The sequence below is a fragment of the Enterovibrio norvegicus DSM 15893 genome, from assembly GCF_900115495.1.
GTDB lineage: Bacteria > Pseudomonadota > Gammaproteobacteria > Enterobacterales > Vibrionaceae > Enterovibrio > Enterovibrio norvegicus.
In genome coordinates, this window is the sequence record NZ_FOWR01000008.1 from 118,918 (window position 1) to 136,272 (window position 17,355).

General features: G+C 47.0%; 15 protein-coding genes, 1 tRNA gene and 1 riboswitch. Of the genes, 6 read left to right on the top strand and 10 right to left on the bottom strand.

Features of this window, described 5'->3' with window-relative positions; translation table 11 throughout:
• Positions 1 to 680: 680 nt before the first annotated feature.
• Positions 681 to 3,194, top strand: a complete 2,514-nt coding sequence (locus BM082_RS06985) for a glycosyl hydrolase family 18 protein (RefSeq protein WP_017012811.1) — start codon at positions 681 to 683, stop codon at positions 3,192 to 3,194.
• A 142-nt stretch (positions 3,195 to 3,336) separates the two neighbouring features.
• Here the strand turns inward: BM082_RS06985 and moaE are convergent, their stop codons facing one another.
• The 5 genes from moaE to moaA form a co-directional block, all read right to left on the bottom strand.
• On the bottom strand, positions 3,337 to 3,777 hold the full coding sequence (gene moaE / locus BM082_RS06990; protein WP_017012810.1) for a molybdopterin synthase catalytic subunit MoaE: 441 nt from the start codon (positions 3,775 to 3,777) through the stop codon (positions 3,337 to 3,339).
• Between the two features lies 1 nt (position 3,778).
• Positions 3,779 to 4,024, bottom strand: a complete 246-nt coding sequence (moaD, locus tag BM082_RS06995; RefSeq protein ID WP_017012809.1) for a molybdopterin synthase sulfur carrier subunit — start codon at positions 4,022 to 4,024, stop codon at positions 3,779 to 3,781.
• On the bottom strand, positions 4,021 to 4,500 hold the full coding sequence (moaC, locus tag BM082_RS07000; protein WP_074926129.1) for a cyclic pyranopterin monophosphate synthase MoaC: 480 nt from the start codon (positions 4,498 to 4,500) through the stop codon (positions 4,021 to 4,023). The genes moaD and moaC overlap by 4 nt, the downstream gene beginning before the upstream one ends.
• A 3-nt stretch (positions 4,501 to 4,503) precedes the next feature.
• Positions 4,504 to 5,016 (bottom strand): molybdenum cofactor biosynthesis protein B, encoded by a 513-nt coding sequence (moaB, locus tag BM082_RS07005; RefSeq protein WP_017010079.1) that lies wholly within the window; start codon positions 5,014 to 5,016, stop codon positions 4,504 to 4,506.
• A gap of 38 nt (positions 5,017 to 5,054) precedes the next feature.
• Entirely contained in the window at positions 5,055 to 6,041 is a 987-nt protein-coding gene (moaA, locus tag BM082_RS07010) for a GTP 3',8-cyclase MoaA (protein ID WP_017010080.1), read from the bottom strand.
• A riboswitch (molybdenum cofactor riboswitch) is annotated at positions 6,030 to 6,165 on the bottom strand. (Overlaps the previous gene by 12 nt.)
• A gap of 510 nt (positions 6,166 to 6,675) precedes the next feature.
• On the opposite strand from moaA, the gene BM082_RS07015 reads away from it, so the two are divergent.
• Together BM082_RS07015 and yvcK are read left to right on the top strand one after the other, a co-directional pair.
• Positions 6,676 to 7,242: an LON peptidase substrate-binding domain-containing protein gene (locus BM082_RS07015; protein WP_026024593.1), complete on the top strand. Its 567-nt coding sequence runs from the start codon at positions 6,676 to 6,678 to the stop codon at positions 7,240 to 7,242.
• A gap of 184 nt (positions 7,243 to 7,426) precedes the next feature.
• Entirely contained in the window at positions 7,427 to 8,317 is an 891-nt protein-coding gene (gene yvcK / locus BM082_RS07020; RefSeq protein WP_017012808.1) for a uridine diphosphate-N-acetylglucosamine-binding protein YvcK, read from the top strand.
• On the opposite strand, the gene BM082_RS07025 is transcribed toward yvcK, so the two are convergent.
• From BM082_RS07025 to uvrB, 3 genes are all read right to left on the bottom strand, one after another.
• Positions 8,310 to 8,660 carry an Hpt domain-containing protein gene (locus tag BM082_RS07025; protein ID WP_017010084.1) on the bottom strand — a complete coding sequence of 117 codons (351 nt, stop codon included), beginning with the start codon at positions 8,658 to 8,660 and terminating at the stop codon, positions 8,310 to 8,312. The two genes, yvcK and BM082_RS07025, sit on opposite strands and share 8 nt — an antisense overlap.
• 2 nt (positions 8,661 to 8,662) lie before the next feature.
• Entirely contained in the window at positions 8,663 to 10,117 is a 1,455-nt protein-coding gene (gene luxO, locus BM082_RS07030; protein WP_074926133.1) for a quorum-sensing sigma-54 dependent transcriptional regulator LuxO, read from the bottom strand.
• A gap of 304 nt (positions 10,118 to 10,421) precedes the next feature.
• Positions 10,422 to 12,446, bottom strand: a complete 2,025-nt coding sequence (uvrB, locus tag BM082_RS07035) for an excinuclease ABC subunit UvrB (protein WP_017010086.1) — start codon at positions 12,444 to 12,446, stop codon at positions 10,422 to 10,424.
• A gap of 194 nt (positions 12,447 to 12,640) precedes the next feature.
• Between uvrB and BM082_RS07040 the strand changes: the two genes are divergently transcribed.
• A complete protein-coding gene (locus BM082_RS07040) occupies positions 12,641 to 13,369 on the top strand; it encodes an SDR family NAD(P)-dependent oxidoreductase (RefSeq protein WP_074926137.1) in 729 nt (242 codons plus the stop codon).
• A 2-nt stretch (positions 13,370 to 13,371) separates the two neighbouring features.
• On the top strand, positions 13,372 to 14,217 hold the full coding sequence (locus BM082_RS07045; protein ID WP_074926140.1) for an amidohydrolase family protein: 846 nt from the start codon (positions 13,372 to 13,374) through the stop codon (positions 14,215 to 14,217).
• Between the two features lie 112 nt (positions 14,218 to 14,329).
• Here the strand turns inward: BM082_RS07045 and BM082_RS07050 are convergent, their stop codons facing one another.
• Both BM082_RS07050 and BM082_RS07055 read right to left on the bottom strand, forming a co-directional pair.
• Positions 14,330 to 15,505: a mandelate racemase/muconate lactonizing enzyme family protein gene (locus BM082_RS07050; protein WP_017010089.1), complete on the bottom strand. Its 1,176-nt coding sequence runs from the start codon at positions 15,503 to 15,505 to the stop codon at positions 14,330 to 14,332.
• A 59-nt stretch (positions 15,506 to 15,564) separates the two neighbouring features.
• A complete protein-coding gene (locus BM082_RS07055) occupies positions 15,565 to 16,338 on the bottom strand; it encodes a class II aldolase/adducin family protein (RefSeq protein WP_074926144.1) in 774 nt (257 codons plus the stop codon).
• 932 nt (positions 16,339 to 17,270) lie between these two features.
• Here BM082_RS07055 and BM082_RS07060 point away from each other — a divergent pair.
• Positions 17,271 to 17,346: transfer RNA gene (locus BM082_RS07060), tRNA-Asn, on the top strand.
• Positions 17,347 to 17,355 lie beyond the last annotated feature (9 nt).

Consider the following 17,355-nt stretch of genomic DNA (forward strand, 5'->3'; position numbering starts at 1 on the left):
AAACGGAATAAAAATTTTACTGGTTAGAATATATTCACGATCAACACAAAAGTGACTCTGTTTCAATTGTTAAAGTCTTTTTTTTTGAGCAATATAGCGCCTGTACTGATGTAATGAAGCCTCACTTTTTCGGCACAGAGGTGCATTGTTCGCAAAAAAACAACTAACTATATTAACGATTAGAGAAAGAGAAACGATAAAATGAGACCCGCTGGTGCCAACTCAAGACCCCTGTGCTCTCGCGTCCGACATGGCTTTATTCCTACTGCTCCCAAGAAGCAGGTAAAAGAAGAAAAGCAACTAGGTAGCCGTTGAAACGCAGCCAGACATCCACTGATAGCCTCTCTTTGAGAGGCTATTTTTCATTTTAAACTCAATAAAACCCGCTAAACAAAGCACGTTTGACATGCCAACGCCTCACTAAAATGCGAACATTGAAGTGCTGCCTCTTAATTTCTCCCGATGAATAAGTCCTGTTTTTTTGTGACATCCTGTCCGAAAAATAACCGCAATGTAACGAGATTGTTAACCCTTTATCTCTGTTGCTTCTAAATCCTTGTCGAGATTTTTTGCCATATTTCCCATTCAGAACAAGTATCTGTGATGAGCTTATTAAACACAGCTCATATTTACGCGATGAATAGATATTTCGCGATATAAATTTTTGAGGGATAAAAAGGATGAACAAACGTGTATTTCTTAGAGGACTAGCCTCTGCATCAATTGCGAGCGCCTTATCGCTGCCCGCAATCGCTGCGCCTGGTGCGCCTCAGATTTCTTGGATGGAATCGAACTTCTCCATCATCGAAGTGAACGACGCTGCCTCTGCATACAAAGATCTTGTTACTGTAAAACCTTTTGCAGAAGTGCCTGTCACTTGGGACCGTTGGTCAGGCGAGCCTGGCGATACGTGGCGTGTATTATTGAACGGCGTCGTTGCGCATGAAGCCAGCGTGACGCCATCCGCCAGCCAAAAAGAATCAACTGTTCTGCAAGTTGCAAAAGGCGGCAAGTACGACATGGTTGTCGAACTTTGTAGCGGCACTGGCGCAGCACAGGCTTGTACACCAAGTGCGCCAAAACAAATTCTTGTTGCAGACACTGATGGTAGCCACCTCGAACCACTCGCCATGAACGTCGATCCGAACAACGGCAGCTATGTAACACCCGCTGATACCGTCGTTGGTGCGTACTTTGTGGAATGGGGTGTTTATGGCAGAAAATTCCCTGTTGATAAAATCCCAGCGCAAAACCTTACACACATCATTTATGGCTTTGTGCCTATTTGTGGCAACAACCCTTCTTTAGAAGACGGCCCTCTTGCTGCATTGAACCGTGCTTGTGCAGGCATGCCTGACTATGAAGTGGTCATCCATGACCCGTGGGCAGCAGTTCAAATGCCTCACCCACAATCAGGTCAAAGCCATTCCTCTTCTTACAAAGGAACTTATGGTCAGATCATGGCGCTTAAACAACGCTACCCTGATCTAAAAATCCTCCCTTCTATCGGTGGCTGGACGCTTTCTGACCCTTTCTATGATTTTGGCGTAAAAGCGAACCGCGATGTTTTCGTAGCCTCTGTGAAGAACTTCCTCCAAACGTGGAAATTCTATGACGGTGTAGACATTGACTGGGAATATCCAGGTGGCCAAGGCGCTAACCCTAATCTTGGCGATCCGTCAGACGGTGATACCTATGCCATTCTGATGCGCGAACTGCGTGCCATGTTGGATGAGCTTTCCGCCGATACAGGTCGTACGTACGAACTAACCTCTGCCGTGGGTGTGGGTTACGACAAGATTGAAGACGTCAACTATGCGGAAGCTGTACCGTACATGGATTACATCTTCGCAATGACTTACGACTACTACGGTGGTTGGAACAACGTGGTAGGTCACCAGACTGCCCTTAACTGTGGTAGCCACATCAGTGCTGACGAATGTGCTGGCATTGGTCTTGACGACGAAGGCAAACCACGTAAAGGCCCTGCTTACTCAACCGTTAACGGCATCAACTTACTCATGGAAAAAGGTGTGCCTGCAGACAAGCTTGTTGTTGGTGCAGCGATGTATGGCCGAGGCTGGACGGGTGTAACTGAAGCAAGCATGACTGATCCTTCAAACCCAATGACGGGCGTAGGTAATGGCAAAATTGCAGGTTCGTGGGAAGCTGGCGTCATCGATTACAAAGACATTGTTTCAGACTATGAGAACAAAGCAGGTGTTGTTGTCGGTTATGACGAAATCGCTGAAGCACCATGGGCATGGGATCCGTCGAACGGTGACCTAGTCACCTATGACAATAAGCGTTCTGTCATGGCAAAAGGTGCTTACGTGCGCTCATTGGGTCTTGCTGGTCTGTTCGCATGGGAAATCGATGCGGATAACGGCGATATTCTTAACGCGATGCAAGAGTCTTTGACTGGTACACCACCAGTATTGAACAAGAAACCTGTAGCAAATGCTGGCGCTGACGTTGCCGTCGATGCAGCAAGCGCTGTTGCTCTGGATGGTTCAAACTCTTCGGATGCAGACGGTCAGGTTGTTTCATACAGCTGGGCACAAACGTCCGGTCCAAGTGTTTCGTTGACCAATGCGAGCGCATCAGTCGCTTCTGCGGAGATTCCTGCTGTCACCGTTGATACGCAGTTTGTTTTCACGCTGACCGTGACTGACAACGAAGGTGCGAAAGCATCAGACGTTGTGACAGTCACCGCGAAGAAACAAGGTGGCACTGATCCAGTTAACACTGCACCTGTTGCTGTGGTTTCAGCCCCTGGCGTAGTAAAAGCTGGCGATGTTGTCCTTGTTGATGCAAGTGCTTCAACCGATGCTGAAAACGATACCCTAACGTATAGCTGGTACATCCCAGAAGGCGTAAATGCGACGGTTAACGGTGCGTCTCTTACTTTTGTTGCAGATAGCTACGCAACAACGAAGAACTTCACCTTCGCAGTCACCGTGTCTGATGGCAAACTGGACGACAGTGCCTCTATCACAGTTACCGTTGCGAAAAATACCACTGACCCTGTGTGTGCAAATGCTTGGAAAGAAGGTGTTGTATATAACTCTGGTGATGTCGTGACTCACAACGGCAAAGAGTACTCGGCGAAATGGTGGACGCAAAACGAAGAGCCAGGCACAACCGGTCAATGGGGTGTTTGGAAAGAGTTAGGTGCTGCTAACTGTCAATAATGGTACTTAGAACTGAAGGCTGTTACCTAGAGAGCGTCGTCTTGCTCAGGTAACTTTCTCTAGAGAACCACAAAACAAAAGGGATGCAACTGCATCCCTTTTTATTGTCTATTACGTCGTGATTCAGTTCAGGCTCGTTGAATCACCAACGGTTCGCGGCTTCATCGTCGCTGTCGCGCGCTTCGATCCAACGCTCGTCATCAACCAATTTTTCTTTCTTCCAGAACGGTGCTCGGGTTTTTAGAAAATCCATGATGAACTCACACGCATCAAACGCGGCTTTGCGATGAGCACTGCTCACACCAACAAACACAATCTGGTCACCCAGATTCAACGCACCCACACGGTGAATCACACGCACCTTACCTAACGGCCAGCGCGCTTTGGCGTCGTTGCAGATTTCTTCAAGTGACTTTTCGGTCATGCCCGGGTAATGCTCTAGGGTCAAGCCTGTCACATTGTCACCAAGGTTCATGTCTCGCACTTTGCCGACAAAAGTAACAACAGCACCATCACTGGCATTGTCGTTCAACCATTGGTATTCCTCTGCAACAGAGAAGTCGTCACGCTGCACTGAAATCATGTTAACCTCCGGTGACTGGCGGGAAGAATGCCACTTCATCACCATCAGAAACCGCGGTTGTTAGCGGAGAAATCGTCTGGTTAATGGCCACCAGCAATTTGCCCGACTCTAGCGCAAGTGACCATTTGTCGCCTTGAGTCGCAAGATGCGAGCGAATCTCTTCTGCGGTAGAAAATGTGCCTTCAAGTTCCAGAGAGCCCATACCGACCAGTTCTTTTACTTGCGCAAAAAAAAGCACTCGTATCATTGTTCTACCTTAAAGTGTCCTGATTTACCGCCTGTTTTCTCAAGCAGACGTACTTGGCCAATGACCATGTCTTTTTGCACGGCTTTACACATGTCATAAATGGTCAATGCCGCGACAGATGCAGCCGTCAGTGCTTCCATTTCAACACCGGTTTTACCGCTTAACTTACACACAGACTCAATACGCACCTGTGACGTTTCAGGCAAAGCTTCAAGCTGCACTTCCACTTTCGTTAGCATCAGTGGATGACAAAGCGGGATCAAATCCCACGTGCGTTTTGCTGCTTGAATACCCGCAATACGGGCGGTCGCGAACACATCGCCTTTGTGGTGCGAGCCCGAAACAATCAGTTCAAGGGTTTCTGGTGCCATATCAATGTAAGCTTCAGCGCGCGCTTCTCTGACGGTTTCTGCTTTTGCAGACACATCCACCATGTTGGCTTCACCTGAAGCATTAATGTGCGTGAACTTACTCATGAGTTATTGACCTAAGTGCGGCATAAAGTTGCATGGGCGATGGCTCGCATCAAGCTGTTGCTTGATGATGCCGTTCCAACCCGTACGGCACGCACCCGTAGAACCTGGCATACCGAAGATAACCGTGTGGTTAGCAAAGCCCGCAATCGCGCGAGATTGAATAGTAGATGTGCCAATTTCTTGGAATGAGATAGCTCGGAATAATTCACCAAAGCCTTCCACTTCTTTGTCGAAAAGTGGTTTGATCGCTTCTGGCGTACTATCACGAGACGTAAAGCCTGTGCCGCCAGTGATCAAGATAGCTTGCACATTTTGATCTGCAATCCACTGCGACACAATCGCACGGAGTTGATAGATATCGTCGATAACAATTTTTTTGTCTGCCAGTGTATGCCCGGCTTCTTTTAATGCATCCACCAGGAACTGACCCGACGTGTCATTCTCTTCTGTGCGCGTATCTGAAACGGTTAATACGGCAATGTTAGCTGGCGAAAATTCAGTGACAGCGTGACCCATAAAATGTGAACCTCAACGAGTAATGTCTATTAACGGTATTAACCGCCGATGGATGCCAGGTGCGGCGTCATGCCGGTATGTCCCTGGTCGAGAAAATGACTTTGTTTCTTATCTGCAAGTTGACCTTGAATACGCGCGATCAATTCCACTTCTTGCTTGTCTTCTTGCAACAAATCGCGCAGTTCAACACCGTAATCACCAAACAAACACATGTGCAGTTTGCCAAGCGCCGACACGCGCAGACGGTTACAAGAATCACAGAAATCTTTTTTGTACGGCATGATCAGGCCGATCTCTCCCACATAGTCTGGGTGGCAAAATACTTCCGCAGGTCCATCACTGCGCTCTCGGACTTTCATTAGCCAACCATTCGCAATGAGATGGTTCCGGATAGAAACACCCGATTGGTGATGTTTTTCAAAAAGCGAATTCATGTCGCCCGTTTGCATCAGTTCGATGAAACGAAGCTGGATAGGTTTGTCTTTGATCCAACGGAGAAAAGCAGGCAATTCACTGCTATTGAGATCTTTCAGCAGAACCGCATTCACTTTGACTTGTTCAAAACCTGCATCGAATGCGGCATCAATGCCCGCCATCACCTCGCGGAATTTATTCTCACCGGTGATTTGGTGGAACATGCGAGCGTCTAGACTATCAACACTGACATTAAGGTTCGTCAGTCCCGCGTCACGCCAAGATTGCGCATGTTTTGCAAGTCGATATCCATTGGTGGTCATGGCGACCTTTTCAATGCCCTCTTGAGAAGAAATCATCGAAAGAATATCTGTGAAATCTTTGCGAAGTGATGGCTCACCGCCAGTAATACGTACCTTTGACGTACCACAATGCGCGAACGCTGAAACAACACGTTTCAGTTCGTCAATGGACAGAAAGCCAGAGTTCTTATGGGCAGGCTTGTAACCATCAGGCAAACAATAGGTGCACCTGAAGTTACAAACATCAGTAATAGACAAACGTAAGTAATAAAACTTACGGCTGTAGGAATCTTCAAATTGTACTGTCACGAAACACCTTTCCAATATCGGGAGACGGGCACATTTCTATGACCGCCCTGGTGACCTTATGTCACGGCCAATGCCCCGTATTCTGGTGAACTTAGGGACAGAGGCTTCGGAGTTACGACTGCTGAAAAAATCAAACAACGTCAAACAGCGTCAGCAATCTTTGCCAATTTAGCAAACCTTGGGGTGAGCAAACAAGAATTGGTGACGCTTTTCTCATTATATTATCCAACAATAACTATTTTGTTACCGTCTCAAAACACATACAGATCTGACCATTAACCTTAAAGCACAATCGAATTGCGGCAGTTTCTTATTGCCGTTAAGGACATACCAAAACAATAAAACGGATTGTACTCATACACGCACGGGTTTAAGCCTCTATGATTGATAGACAAGGTAGATGGCCTTTGCGTGTCAAATGACAAAGGTATCGCAATTTCGAAATGCAAAATGCAAACGTCGTCTGTTAAACCAGCCGTTTTGCGTTAAAAAAAATAGGCATCGAATTTGCAGTAATGGGTACACAAGCAGTTCCGAATGAAAAATGAATAACGAAGGAAGCGTGTAGGGGCAATCACAAAGACCATTGCCACGGCAGTCACACGCTCAGACAAAAATTGACTGGGAGCTCACTATGACCATTACTCTACCTATACTTTTCAATAATCGTCATATCCTCCCTTCTGGCCGACTTCCACTGCGTGTGGTGCCGGGAGAGCAACTCAATACCGTGAAATATGCAATGCAGCATGGATTGGATATTGGAGTATGCATGGATGAAACGAGTCCGATTGGTGCAGGAATCGGTACGCGTGTCACTGTTGAAGACTTTAATACCTCAGGTGAAGATGGTGTATTAACCATCACCGTTTGTGGACATGAAAGTTTTGTTATCGACAGTATCAAAGAAAACGAAGAAGGCGTTGTTGTTGCAGTCTGTCAGACCTTACCAACATGGCCAGAGCGTGAAGTGAGCAACGATGCTGCACCACTGGCTGAGCGTTTACAAATCATGTTCGATCGTTACCCTGAATTGAGTTCATTACACAAGCGTCCGCACTTTGAGAGTCTCACTTGGTTGTGCCAACGCTGGTTAGAATTACTTCCCATTCCGGCCAGCGAAAAACAAGTGCTCATGGCGGCAAACTCGTGCAGCGATACCTGTGAATACTTGTTGAGCCTTATGAAAGACCCGCATTAATTTGCTTATATCAACACGTTAATCTCACAGCTAAAAAACCCAAAAAGATCAGCCTTTCGCTGGTCTTTTTTTATTCTCCGCGTGACCACCCGTTCAAAAAACGCAGTCTAAAGGAAGAAGATTGTCATGTTTCTTCGAGTTATACCTTATTATTTTTAATAGGCTCTACGGTTAATGGCACTCAATGAACAATAACAACCAACAACAAAAAATCGTCGCCATCGGCGGCGGACACGGGCTTGGCCGCATTCTTTCTGCACTTAGTGAATTTGGCGATAATGTAACTGGCATTGTCACCACCACAGATAATGGTGGCTCAACAGGTCGCATTCGTGCCTGCCAAGGTGGCATTGCTTGGGGCGACACGCGCAACTGCATCAATCAGCTCATCACTGAACCTTCGATTGGCTCAATGATTTTCGAATACCGTTTCAGAGGAAATGGTGAACTGGATGGCCATAACCTTGGCAATTTGATGCTGACAGCATTAGACAATTTATCTATCCGCCCACTTGAAGCGATCAACCTGATTAGAGATATGCTCAAGGTTTCCACACAAATCGTTCCCATGTCAGAACACCCGGCCGATCTCGCCGCACAAACCCATTCAGGCTTGATGATATCTGGTGAAACGGATGTTGATGATTTGGACGAGCCACCAGCGCGTTTGATGCTTGAGCCTGTTGTTCCAGCAACGCGCGAAGCGGTTTGCGCGATTCAAGAAGCAGACATTGTAATTTTAGGGCCAGGTAGCTTTTTAACAAGCATCATGCCTCCCCTTCTTTTGCCCGAAATAAACCGCGCACTCAAAACCACAACGGCAAAGATAGTGTTCGTTAGAAATTTAGGAAAAGAAGCAGGGCCAGCAGGGAAAATGTCGTTAGACACAATGCTAACGTGGTGCGAACGTTCGATGGGAGGGAGAAAGATTGATGTTGTTCTCGGTCCGAACACCGATGACACATTAGACGAGGTTTACCAACAGGTGGATGCAGAATTAGCGTCTGCAAACCACCAGTGGCGTCATGACCGCGACAGATTGTCGCAGGCCATTAAAGACATCATGGTTAGTTGAACAAATTTTCCTGATCGGCTAACGCTTTGTATTCAGAGGCTGTCCCTTGAAGCATTGACGTTAGTCGAGGAAGCTGTTCATGCACCCACGATTCCTGCCCAAGCTTTACACGTGATTCACATTCACGGGCTAGCTCTGCCAATTCATCAGCGCCAAAGCTGGCAGCACTGCTTTTAATTGCATGGCTGATTTCACGAACTTGGTTCGTACTTGGCGTTTCTGCGAGTTGATCATAATAACGGCTAAGCTCATCGCTAAAGACAACGAGAAGGCTTGATACCGTTTCTTCGCCAACTTCAACAGCCAATCGCCGTAATGTTTCATGATTCACTGTCGTCGCCATACCTAGTTCCTTTTTTCTTGTGATTCTTGCCAACTCTGCAACTTACGGTAAATGGTGGATGGGCTGACTTCCAACAAACCAGCGGCTTGCGGGATGTTGCCATCACAGGCATCTATCGCAATCTGGATTGCACGTTTCTCAGTAAGCCATAGAGGCTCAATGTCTGCTTTAGTCACGGAACCTTGCTTTGGCAGGGTCGAATTAAATGCGACATTTTCATCATGAGCAGGTGCAATCGTCGATGTGGCGTTACTTCTCACGAAAGGAGATGCAATTTTGACACCAGAAACGTTAGAAAGCGGTGGAGGCAGCATTTCTTCTGTGACTTCACGTGCATTATGAAGCACAACAGTATTACGGATCACGTTCTGAAGCTGGCGCACATTACCGGGCCAATCATAGGTCAACAGACGTTGTGTCACTTCGTCGTTGAATTCGCGGAAGTCCTTCCCCTCTTCCATCGCGAACATAACTAATAAGGATTGAGCAATCTCAACAACATCGGCCCCGCGCTCACGCAGTGGCAGCAAAGACAGTGGAATAACGTGGAGGCGATAGTAAAGATCTTCGCGGAAGTTTCCTGCTACCACTTCTTTCCAAGGGTCGCGATTCGTTGCGCAAATAAAGCGAACGTCGACCTGTTTTACCTTGGAAGAACCCACTTTTTGGAACGTGCCTGTCTGAATGAAGCGTAATAACTTGGATTGAAGATCCAAGTCCATTTCACAGATTTCATCAAGGAACAAGGTACCGCCGTCAGCCATTTCAGCCGCACCTTCGCGTTCTGCCGCCGCACCAGTAAAGGCACCTTTCACGTGACCAAACAACTCACTCTCAATGAGGTCTTTTGGAATGGCAGCACAGTTAATCGCGACAAACGGATGCTTCGCGCGTGTGCTGGCCGCATGAATCGCTTCGGCACACACTTCCTTACCTGTACCGCTCTCACCCGTAATAAAGACGGTCGCCTTACTCGGCGCTGCAGAATCGATAACGCGATACACGGCCTGCATAGGCACACTTCGGCCTATGAATCCGTAGTAAGCGCCCTCCGGTTTATTACCGTCGACAATGCTCTTCGGTTTAAGCGCCTTGTTGACCGTGACACGCAACAAGTCTGCTTCGCAAGGTTTGATCAAAAAGTCGCTCGCACCATAGCGTAGCGCTTCCACCGCAGCATCAATAGAGCCATGGGCTGTCATGATCACCACAGGAATGTCTGGTTGGTGTTTGCGGATTTCCGCCAATACCTCAAAACCAGAAATATCAGGCAGGCGAAGGTCAAGCAGTATCAAGGCGAACTGATGCCCTGCTGCAAAATGCTCTATCGCTTGTTGGCCTGTGCTTGCTATCTCGACATCGACGTCGAGTGGATTCAAATAGGACTTATACAGTGCGGCGACAGAGGCAGTATCTTCTACCATCAAAATTCGCTTTTTAGCGCCAGATTCTTGCATTCGATCCTCGGCTTAGATCCCTAAAAACTGTTTCTAATATTTAAAATACTGCCCAAGTATAACGCTGATTTTCTCTCACAACGTTGTTTTGGGTGCGTTTTGCATTGCAAATTGCAAAAGGTTTTGCAAATAAATGAACAAAATCCGCAATATATTGACTGATTCTTCGATAATTAAAGCTGGCACGGTATGTGCTTTATATACATCGACCCTTCGGGGTCACCTAGCCAACTGACGTTGTTTGTGAGCACTTCGTTCACTGAAACAAGATAGCCAACCGAATGCTTTCCGGTTGGCTTTTTTTTTAGCTGTTTTGAATAAACAGATTCCTCAACGCCGCAATCTCATCGCGCAGTGATGCCGCCGTTTCGAACTCTAAATTTTGTGCAGCTTCGTACATTTTGCTTTCTAGTAACTGTATCTGTGCGTCAATCTGCTGTGGCGACTTGGTACTGTATTCCGCATCCGCTTCTGCAACGGCTTTCAAGTTTGTGCTGACTTTTGGCTTGTGCGACTTGCGCTTGCCGCCCATTTCCATCACATCCATGATTTTCTTGTTCAAGCGTTGTGGCGTAATACCATGCGCTTCATTGTACGCTTCCTGTTTGACACGACGACGCTCTGTTTCGTCAATGGCTCTGGCCATTGAGCCTGTGATCTTGTCACCATAGAGTATGGCGCGACCATTTAAGTTCCTTGCGGCACGACCAATCGTCTGAATCAGTGAACGCTCAGAACGCAAGAAACCTTCTTTGTCAGCATCCAGAATCGCCACCAGCGACACTTCTGGCATGTCCAAACCTTCACGAAGCAAGTTGATGCCGACCAACACATCAAACTCACCAAGACGTAAATCGCGAATAATTTCGACACGTTCAACGGTATCAATGTCAGAGTGAAGATAACGTACGCGTACACCATGCTCTTCAAGGTATTCGGTCAGGTCTTCCGCCATACGTTTAGTCAGTGTCGTGACCAATACACGTTCATTGATCTTCTCTCGAATTCGGATTTCTGACAGCAAATCGTCCACTTGTGTTGCCACTGGGCGTACTTCAATCAAAGGATCGAGCAAGCCTGTTGGACGCACAACCTGATCGGCAATCTCGCCGTCTGATTTTTCTATTTCATACTTACCAGGCGTAGCGGAAACATAAATACTCTGCGGTGCGAGTGCTTCAAACTCATCGAACTTCATTGGGCGATTGTCGAGCGCAGAAGGAAGACGAAAACCATACTCCACCAACGTTTCCTTTCGCGATCGATCACCTTTATACATTGCGCCAATCTGAGGCACGGTGACGTGCGATTCGTCGATGATCAGCAAACCATCAGAGGGCAGGTAGTCAAACAAGGTCGGAGGCGGCTCGCCATTCGCACGACCACTCAAATAGCGCGAGTAGTTTTCGATACCAGAGCAATAACCTAGCTCAGTCATCATTTCGATATCAAACTGGGTACGTTGGGAAATGCGCTGTTCTTCGATGAGTTTGTTGTTTTCTAGCAGTACCTTCTTGCGATCAACCAGCTCTTCTTTGATGTGCTCGATCGCCTCCAAAATACGCTCTCTGGGTGTGACATAGTGTGTTTTCGGATAAATCGTACAGCGCGGTAAGTTTCGCTCAGAAATGGAGCCCGTCAGTGGATCAAAAATGCTGATGTTTTCCACTTCATCATCAAACAGCTCGATGCGCACGGCATCACGATCAGATTCGGCAGGGAAAACATCAATCACTTCGCCACGAACACGAAACGTACCTCGCGTGAAAGCTTGGTCATTTCGGGTGTACTGAATCTCAGCCAAACGTCGCAGTATGCTGCGCTGGTCAATCACATCCCCTCGGCGTAAGTGCAGCATCATCTTCAAGTAAGAATCAGGATCACCTAAACCATAAATCGCAGACACGGATGCAACAATGATCACATCGCGTCTTTCCAACAGTGCTTTCGTCGCCGACAGACGCATTTGCTCGACATATTCATTGATCGACGCATCTTTCTCGATGAATGTATCGGTCGACGCAACATACGCCTCTGGTTGATAGTAATCGTAATAAGACACAAAATACTCAACCGCGTTATCTGGGAAAAACTCACGCATTTCACCGTATAACTGAGCGGCCAAGGTTTTATTGGGCGCCATGATCATGGTCGGCCTATCAGCCGTCGCAATCACATTCGCAATCGTATAGGTCTTACCTGAACCCGTTACGCCCAATAGCGTTTGATGCGCGAGACCCGAATCCAAGCCTTCAAGCAGTTGGTTAATCGCCGTCGGCTGATCACCTGAGGGTTTAAAGGGGGAATGCAGTTTGAAATTCTTGCCCATGACGAGTCCGTGACAATGATTACCAAACCTCCCATTTTGCGCCCTCGTCGAGGTAAGTCAACTGACAAAGCCAGCAAGTGCATCAGTGACTTCCATTTTCTCTGCTCTCTCTCCTTTATTGACATATTTTCATTACCAAGGATGATCAAAACATCTCGCGCTCACGTAGCGCATCAGTGTTGAGGAAAATAAAAATGAAAAAAGTCGCACTCGTGACCGGCGGTTCCGCAGGCATTGGTCTTGCCATTGTCGAGGGGTTCATTGAAGAAGGCTACGCCGTTTATAACGCTGACCGTCAAGAAGGCCCGAAAGGACACTGGCTGGCGTGCGATGTGACGGACGCGACAGCGTTGCAACACGCAGTGGAGACACTGATGGAAAACGAAGGGCAACTGGATGCGCTCGTATGCAATGCTGGCATTCACTTCAGCTCAACCATTGAAAACACCGAAGAAGCGGATTTGGACCGTGTGTTAGATATCAATGTAAAAGGCGCATATCACGCTATTCGCGCCTGCCTTCCTGTCATGAAAGTGGCTGAAAAAGGGAGCATTGTTTTGCTTGGATCAGATCAATGCACTGTGGCGAAACCTAACTCTTTTGCCTACAACTTAAGTAAGCACGCAATTGCATCAATGGCGAAAACAACCGCGATTGATTATGCGAAATATAACATTCGCGCCAATGCTGTATGCGCTGGCACAACGGAAACACCGCTCTACCACAATGCAATAAATGCGTACTGCGCACGGTCTGGTGCAGATAAAGAAGAAATACATAAAGAAGAAGGCAGGCTTCAACCATTAGGGCGAATTGCTCAACCAGAAGAGATTGCCCACTTGGTTGTGTTCTTGGCCAGTGATAAAGCCAGCTTTATTACGGGCAGTTTACATGCCGCAGACGGCGGCTATACGGCACAATAATAATGCGAATAATTGACGCTCATCTCCATCTTATTGATTTACACCGCGGTAAATACGGTTGGCTTAGGGCAGGAAACCCACCCAACTGGGATGACAAAGTCACGATCTGTCGTGATTGGGCGGAAACTGATTTGGTCTTGAACGACGATCACAAGATCGAAGGTTTTCTCCATGTGGAAGCTGGCTTTGACAATGAAGAGCCGTGGCGAGAGCTTGCGTGGCTGGAAGACACTGTACGCATGCCTTTTCGAAGCATCGGTTGTGTTGACCTGACGTTAGATTCAGACGCATTCACTCAGCACCTCGCAAAGCTAAGGCGCCACAAATCAGCGGCGGGTGTTCGCCATATCCTTGATGAAGATGCCGCACAATTACTCCGAGACCCTCAGGTGATAAGCAACCTTCGTGTTATCGCGGATTCAGGCTTGATATTTGAAGCGCAGTTTGACGGTGCAGATGGCAATGCCATGGATGCTTTCCTGTCTCTTTGCAATGAAACGCCCAAACTACGTACTGCCTTTAACCATGCTGGTTTCCCACCTGAAAACGATCATGAACAATGGGCTAAGAATCTTCAAAGCCTCGCTATTCAACCTAACGTGTATATCAAAGCCTCTGGCTGGGAGATGACGAACCGCACCTATGGCGTAGAAGCTGTGGCGAATCGCATCACAGAACTGATGAATTGGTTTGGTGAAGATAAAGTCATGCTTGCAAGTAATTTCCCACTGAGCGAGCTGCGTATGGCATACCAAGAGGTATGGCAGGAATATGCATCTTTGCCGTTCACGAAGGAAGTCATGGCGAAGCTTTGCTTTTCTAACGCTCAACAGTTTTATCGCTTTTAGTTCAGATCGTGTTTTCTCTGCGTTATCCGTCTTCGGGAAATAAAACAAAAAGCCCCCGCCAGATAGGCAGGGGCTTTTAATATGTCGCACTCAGTGGTTGGTGCTATCTGATTTATTTAATCGTCAATCTTGGCGATCGCATTACAATCTCGTCGTTCAACTCAATGCCAATACCCGGCGCTTCAGACACTTCAAAGAAACCATTCTTTGGCTGAGGATCTTGCAGACACAATTCACGGTTCCACGATTTGATCGCATAGGTGTGGTGCTCGTGGATTAAAAAGTTAGGAATCGCAGTTTCAAGGTGCAATGACGCCGCCGTGGCAACAGGGCCACCACATACGTGAGCTTGAATGCGAACATCAAAGATATCGGCGTAATCACACACTTTTTTGGTTTCTGTGAAACCGCCACAGAGACCAATGTCTGGCTGCAACACATCGACACTTTGGTCTTCAAGATATGGACGCACCTGCCAGCGGTTGTAAAGGCGCTCGCCCCCCGCAATAGGCACATTTACTTTGTCAGCGACTTTCGCATGCAATGAGTGATTGAGGTAATTCACTGGCTCTTCGTAGTACATGCAGTCGAACTCTTCCGCAATCGCTCCCAACTGAATCGCCGTTGTCGCACCCGGTAAGCTATGACATTCAAAGATGATGTCAACTTCATCGCCAACCGCATCACGAATGGCTTTCATTCGAGAACGATAAAGCTTCATTTCCGCGCGTGAGATGATTTTTGTACGTTCGTAATACGTGTTTCCATCTTTGTCGTACATGATCGGATCGACTTTCACCGCGTCATAGCCTTCTGCCACGGCCTTTAATGCCGCTTCTGCGTATTCTTCTGGCTTTGAAAGTGCTTTGAAGTCTTTGTCCCAATCAAACTGAAGTTGGGAAGCATAGGTACGGAGTTTGTCATTTACCTTACCACCCAACAGTTGGTAGACAGGTAAATTCAGTGCTTTACCTTTGATGTCCCAAAGTGCGGTATCAATGGCACTCATTGCGGCATAAACCACTGGGCCACCACCTAATCCCCAAAAGCTTTCACGCAACATACGCGCCCAAAGCTGTTCGGTTTGGAAAGGATCATGGCCAATCAAGAAGGCCTCAGCCATTTCTTTTATCATATGTGCAGCAGCACTGTGGCCTAGATCGTAAGCAAGGCCAGCTTCACCCACACCACTGATCCCTTCGTCGGTATGTATACGCACAAACACCGGGTTCCACGGTGGGCGTTCTGGGCAATGAATATCAAACACTTCTACTGACGTGACTTTCATTTATTCTCTCCTTGAATTCATCAATTTCTACACTCACACAATACGATGGGCATAGAGTCTTATTCCATAAAACTTGGGTCGAGACGCCACGCTTTGCGCAGTAAGGAAGGCCATGCTTTTTGCCCCCCTGTCGTCCCAGAATGCACAACCTTTGCCTGCGCAAAGATATTATCTTGAATGGATTGCGGTACAGCGACCACTTCTTGGCCTGCGGCTTGAAGCATCAATTGCACTTCACACGCTCGCTGCATGTCATAAAAACGCATGAAGGCATCACCCACTGAAGGCCCTAGCGTGAGTCCACCGTGGTTAACTAACAGCATATGGTTGGTGTCACCTAAATCACGTTGAAGTCGTTTTCTTTCGGCATCGTTAACCGCCAAGCCTTCATAGGAGTGATAGGACAGCGAAGGCAGAGAAAACATAGAATATTGGCTAAGCGGTTTTAACCCGTCTTTCTGCGTAGCGACTGCGATGGTTTCATTGGTGTGTAAGTGAATCACACAATGGGCATCAGGACGTGCTTCGTGGATCGCACTGTGAATCGTGAAACCCGCAGGATTAATATCAAAAGGCGTGTCATCAAGAATGTTGCCGTCTAGATCGACTTTAACAAGATTCGATGCCGTCACTTCATCAAAAGCAACGCCAAACGCATTAACGAGGTAAGTGTCGGTATCAGGAATGCGGAGAGAGAGGTGTGTATAGATAAGATCTCCCCACCCCATGTCTGCGACAAGGCGGTAACATGCTGCCAAATCGACACGCTGCTGCCATTCAACATCACTGACTTTCCCTTTGAGGGCTAATTTAGGTAGGGCTTCCACAATCATGTCCTTTTTTTGCCTGTATTTACTTGTTGTTTAAGCGTATTTGTTTGTCATTTACGCATAGTTGCTTGGCGTCTTTCACCTTGCTTACCCCACTTAGCTTCTCTCACTTGGTTAAGTGCTGCAAATCAACACGTAAAAAAATGGAACAGTGTTGAGTAATCATGAAGAAAATACGGCGAAGAGAAAGAAGCACTTCGCCTCTTTGTCGATCCTTTCATCACTTTAAAAGAGAGCTTCCATGTGTACAACTCCATTTTGTAATGAAAAGGATCCATTGGTTACATGGGTGTTGCAAACTGCTGTGTGATCGGCGCTTTTCTTAATAATGAAGAGAAAGCCGACTGAAAGGCGCAAAACCAAACTTGACGAATTAGGGGATAAAACCCGTGATTAACATAGTTATCCACAGAATTTGTGGGTAACCTTTGCCAAGCCAGAAACTAAAAGCACTCATCAAAGTCAATCCATTTTTAATTCAAAGTCGCTGAAATAGAGCGATCACACATCAAAACAGGCAATGAGAGGTACATCACAAAGTTTTCTTTCGCCGATTGTCAGTCAAATCCCCCCAAAAGCGTCACTTTCACAAATCACCACCAACACACGCGTTCGTTTTTTGACCAATCTAAGTCTTTTAGTATTTCCCCAACATCAATATCGCTGATGTGAAGTCACCCAAACCACAAAGATGTCACCAAGCCCGGTATCGCTATTTCTGTCTCTTCAAAAAATGGAGCACCATCAATACGCCAAGAAATCTTTTAATGTCGAGTGATCCAAAAGAAAATCTGCCTCATATTGCGTCAACAGAACAAAAAAGCAGCCAACTCTGATCGCCGAATAATCAGATGATTTAAAAACAGCAAAATGTGCTGTTTCTAGTGTTGACAGCCATCAGGGTGATAGCTAAGATTCGCCCCGCTTTGAGAAATTCCCCCTTAGTTCAGTTGGTAGAACGGCGGACTGTTAATCCGTATGTCGCAAGTTCAAGTCTTGCAGGGGGAGCCACTTTTCGTG